Source organism: Rhizobacter sp. P2_H3, assembly GCF_056403355.1.
In genome coordinates this window covers 1-4391 of sequence record NZ_JBFUFQ010000343.1, presented here as the reverse complement: position 1 = coordinate 4391, position 4391 = coordinate 1, and the positions used below count along the sequence as shown (strand labels likewise).

At 74.0% G+C, this 4391-nt stretch carries 5 protein-coding genes; 2 read left to right on the top strand and 3 right to left on the bottom strand.

What is annotated here, in order from left to right:
• The 3 genes from AC1D1T_RS30420 to AC1D1T_RS30410 all read right to left on the bottom strand — a co-directional run.
• Positions 1–1115 (bottom strand): acetate--CoA ligase (locus AC1D1T_RS30420; protein ID WP_477993155.1); only part of this gene is annotated, 1115 nt, incomplete at its 3' end.
• A 10-nt stretch (positions 1116–1125) separates the two neighbouring features.
• A complete protein-coding gene (locus AC1D1T_RS30415; RefSeq protein WP_477827807.1) occupies positions 1126–1635 on the bottom strand; it encodes a GNAT family N-acetyltransferase in 510 nt (169 codons plus the stop codon).
• 55 nt (positions 1636–1690) lie between these two features.
• Entirely contained in the window at positions 1691–2164 is a 474-nt protein-coding gene (locus AC1D1T_RS30410; protein ID WP_477827806.1) for an alpha/beta hydrolase family protein, read from the bottom strand.
• Between AC1D1T_RS30410 and AC1D1T_RS30405 the strand changes: the two genes are divergently transcribed.
• A complete protein-coding gene (locus AC1D1T_RS30405; protein ID WP_465113932.1) occupies positions 2154–2369 on the top strand; it encodes a hypothetical protein in 216 nt (71 codons plus the stop codon). The genes AC1D1T_RS30410 and AC1D1T_RS30405 overlap by 11 nt on opposite strands.
• Positions 2370–2423: 54 nt before the next feature.
• A partial coding sequence (locus AC1D1T_RS30400; RefSeq protein ID WP_477993154.1) for an ATP-binding protein occupies positions 2424–4391 on the top strand: 1968 nt, incomplete at its 3' end.

Below are 4391 nucleotides of genomic sequence, written 5' to 3'. Positions count from 1 at the left end.
GGGTAGGCGCGGCCCATGCTACCCGGGCGCGCCGGCCAGCCGGGCTGCGCGCGGCCTTCGGCATCCAGGTATTCGGTGCAGTTGCCGACCACGTAGTTGATCTCGGTCTGGCCGAACATCTCGTTGACGGTGATGCCGAGCTGCTCGCGGCACCAGGCGAACACCGCGTCGCCGACCGCCTCGCCGGCGCTCATCACCGTGCGCAGCCGCAGCGCGTAGCGTCCGCGCGGCGACGGCACGGCCTTCATCATCGCCTTCAGCGCGGTCGGGAACAGGAAGGTGTTGGTGACGCCGTAGCGCGCCATCAGCTCGAAGGCCTTCTCGGGGCTGAAGCGCCCCTGGTACGCGACGATCTCGCGGCCGAAGTACAGCGTGGGCAGCAGCGCGTCCATCAGCCCGCCGGTCCAGGCCCAGTCGGCCGGGCTCCAGAACACCTCGTCGCGGCGCGGGAACCAGTTCTGGCTCGCGACGAAGCCGCTCAGGTTGCCGATCAGCGCCTGCTGCGGCAGCAGTGCGCCCTTCGGCGGGCCGGTGGTGCCGCTGGTGTAGATCAGGATCGCCGGGTCGGCGGCCCGCGTCGTGACGGGCACGAAGCCGCCCTCGTCCTGCTGCAGCAGCGTGTCCCAGTCGACATCGCCCTGCCCGGCCGCCGCGCCGGCCGCGACGATGCAGCGCAGCGCCGGGCACTGCGGCCGCACCGCACGCAGCGCGGCGATCGAGGCCTCGTCGCCGATCGCGACACCGGCCTCGCTGTGCTGCAGCCGGAACTCGAGCGCCTCGGGGCCGAACAGCACCGACAGCGGCATCGCGACCGCGCCCAGCTGGTGCAATGCCATGTGGGCGACGGCGGTCTCGATGCGCTGCGCCATCACGATCGCGACGCGGTCGCCGCGCCGCACGCCGAGCCGCTGCAGCGCCGCCGCGAGCCGGCGCGAACGGGCCTGCAGCTGGCGCCAGCTGCAGGTGCGGCGCGTGCCGTCCTCGTGCTCGTGGCGGATCGCGATCGCGTCCGGCGTCTCGCGCGCCCAGCGGGCGCAGCAGGCCTCGCCGATGTTGAAATCCGCCGGCACCTGCCAGCGGAAGGTGGAATGCAGGGCCGCGTAGGAATCGGCCATGCCCATTGACTCAGGCGCCGAAGCGGGCCAGCTCATCGCCGGTGATGCGGCAGATGCGCCAGTCGGGCAGCATCGTCGCGCCCATGCGCTCGTAGAAGCGGATGGCGTTCTCGTTCCAGTCGAGCACGCTCCACTCGAAGCGGCCGTAGCCGCGATCGACCGCCAGCCGCGCGAGCCGCGTCAGCATGGCCTCGCCGACGCCCTCGCCGCGGTGCGCGGGCTGCACGTACAGGTCTTCGAGGTAGAGCCCCGGCTGCGCGAGGAAGGTGGAGAAGTTGGTGAAGAACAGCGCGAAGGCGATCACCTCGCCGTCGGCCTCGGCCACCATCGCCTCGGCGACGGCCTTTTCGCCGAACAGGTGCGGCCGCAGCTTCTCGGGGGTGACCTGCAGCAGGTGGGTCAGTTTCTCGAACTCGGCGAGTTCGCGGATCAGGCCGACGATCGGCACGACATCGCGCAGTTCGGCGGCGCGCAGCGCGTAGGCGGGGTTGCCGTCGAGCGGCATCGGGGAGGAGGGCATCCGCCGATTGTCTCTCAGCCTCTACCCTTCAGCCCCCGTCCCTCGGCCCCCCAGATCAGGCGGCCAGCCGCTCCCAGGCGGCGGCCGGGGTGGCGCGCGCCGGCTGCGGCCAGATCACGCAGACGGTGCGCGGGGGCAGCAGGTGCTGGCGAAAGAACGCGACGGCCCGCGCGGGGTGCGCCGCTGCCAGCACGGCGCGGATGGCCGGCTCGCCGGCCGCGGCGTCCAGCACCACGTTCGAGCCGGTCGAGCCCATCACACCGATGCGCCCCGGCGGGTGGCCGCGGTCCAGCAGGTAGTCGACGGCGCCGAGCAGGTCGTCGCGCTCGCGCTGCCCGGAGCCGCCACGCCGCTGGATCACCAGCACCGACAGGCCTTGCGTGCGCAGCGCCTGTGCCAGCGCGCGGTTGCGCCGGCCGTCACGACCGTTGACCAGGACCACCGCGGCGCGTCCGCCCGGCACCGGCAGGTACTCGGCGCGGACCAACGCCCGGCCACCGCGTGCCGCGAAACCCACCGTGTCGAGCACCGATCCGGCGCGCGCCGGTGGCTTCGGGCGCACCCGTGCGCGGCGGTACGCCGCTGTCAGCCAACCCGTGGCGCAGGCGATGGCGCATCCCGATGCGATGAGCGGCCATGGCGAGCTGAAGTCCATGATGAAAAATCCCCCTGAGCGAAACCGAGTGTCCGAATCCACGCTCTCGCCGTCCTTCAATGTCCTGAAGCCGGCCTGAATCGTTCTGAAAGTCGGTGTCATCGCGTAAATTCGCCGGCTTGGAGGATCCCCTTTGCCTGACCACTACCGCTTCGGACACGTCGCGCTGAATCCGGCCACCCGCCAGTTGCTGATCGACGGCCAGCCGGCGCTGCTGGGCGCGCGCGCCTTCGACCTGCTGCAGGCGCTGGTCGAGCGCAGCGACCGGCTGGTGTCCAAGGGCGAACTGCTGGACCTCGTCTGGCCCGGCCTCGTGGTCGAGGAGAACAACCTGCAGGTGCACGTCTCGGCGCTGCGCAAGCTGCTGGGCGCGCAGGCGATCGCGACCGTGCCCGGGCGTGGCTACCGCTTCACGATGGCCGCGCAGGCGCCTGCCGTGTCCTCCCCCGCACCTGCACCTGCCCCCGCGCTGGCCGCGGCCGCCGTGCCGCCGCGCGACACCCTGCCCGAGCGGCCGGTCGCGCTGCTCGGCCGCGAGCGGGAGCTGCCCGAGCTGCTCGCGCAACTCGACCGCTCGGGCCTGGTGACGCTGGTCGGGCCCGGCGGCATCGGCAAGACCACGCTCGCCCGCGCCGCGGCCCAGGCCGGGCGCCAGGCCTGGGCCGACGGCGTTGCCTGGGTCGAGCTCGCCTCGCTGACCGACGCCTCGCTGATCAGCGGCGCGGTCGCACAGGCGTTGTCGCTGCAGCTGGTGGTCGGCGGCGATGCGCAGGCCGCGCTGCTGTCGTCGATCCGCAACCTGCAGGCCCTGCTGGTGCTCGACAACGCGGAGCACCTGGTGGAGGCGGTGGCGCCGCTGGTGCAGGCGCTGCAGCGGGCCGCGCCCGGGCTGCGCATCCTGGTGACGAGCCAGGTGCCGCTGCACCTCGCCGGCGAGCGGCTGCTGCGCATCGAGGCGCTCGCCGTGCCGCCCGACGGCAGTGCCGCCGAGCCGGCCCGCCAGCACGGTGCGATCGCGCTGTTCTGCGAGCGCGCGCAGGCGGTCGACCGGCGCTTTGCGCTGACCGACGCCAACGTCGGCGCGGTGACCGAGATCTGCCGCCGCCTCGACGGCGTGCCGCTGGCGCTGGAACTGGCGGCGGCGCGCGTGCCGCTGCTGGGCGTGGCCGGCATCGCGTCGCGGCTGGACGACCGCTTCCGCCTGCTCGCCAGCAGCGTGCGCGGCACGCCGACCCGCCAGCAGACGCTGCAGGCGGCGCTCGACTGGAGCCTCGGGCTGCTCGCACCGGCGCAGCGCGCGCTGTTCGATTCGCTCGGCGTGTTCGCCGGCGGCTTCACGCTGCCGCTGGCCGGCGCCGTGCTGGCCGACGGCAGCGATCCGGACGGCTGGGCCGCGATCGACGGGCTGGCGCTGCTGTCGGACCACTCGCTGGTGCAGGTGAGCGCCGACGATCCGCCGCGCTATGCGCTCAGCGAGAGCGCGCGCGCCTACGCGCAGGCGCGCCTCGCGGACGACCCGCGCGCCCACGCGCTGCGCGGCCGGCATGCGCGCGCGCTGCGCGAGTTCTTCGCCGCCGCGCAGGGCGACTGGCTGCGCATGCCGGATGCCCCGTGGCTCGCGCTCTACGAACCCGAGCTCGACAACCTGCGCGCCGCGCTCGCGTGGTCGCAGCAGCACGACCCCGAGACGCTGGTCGCGCTGGTCGGCGCCGCCGCGCCGCTGTGGCACCACCTGTCGCTGCACGCCGAAGCGAGGCGCTGGCACGAGATCAGCGAGGCGATGGTCGATGACAACGTTCCCAAGCCGCTGGCCGCCGCCTGGTGGCGGGCCGCGCAATGGGTGTGGGCGGAGGGCTCGCCGGGCCGCTCGCGCGGCGCGGCCGACCATGCGCAGGCGCTGTACCGCGCGCTCGGCGACGAACACGGCCTGTATGCGCAGCTGACCGGGCTGGCCGGTCTGTGGCAGGCGCCGAACCCGGCGGCGCGCGCGGCGCTGGACGAGGCACTGGCGCTGGAGCGCCTGGACTGGCCGGCGCGCGAGCGCGCCTGGGGCCAGCGTGCGCGGGCCGACGTGGCGCGCGCCGAGGGGCGGCTCGCGGAC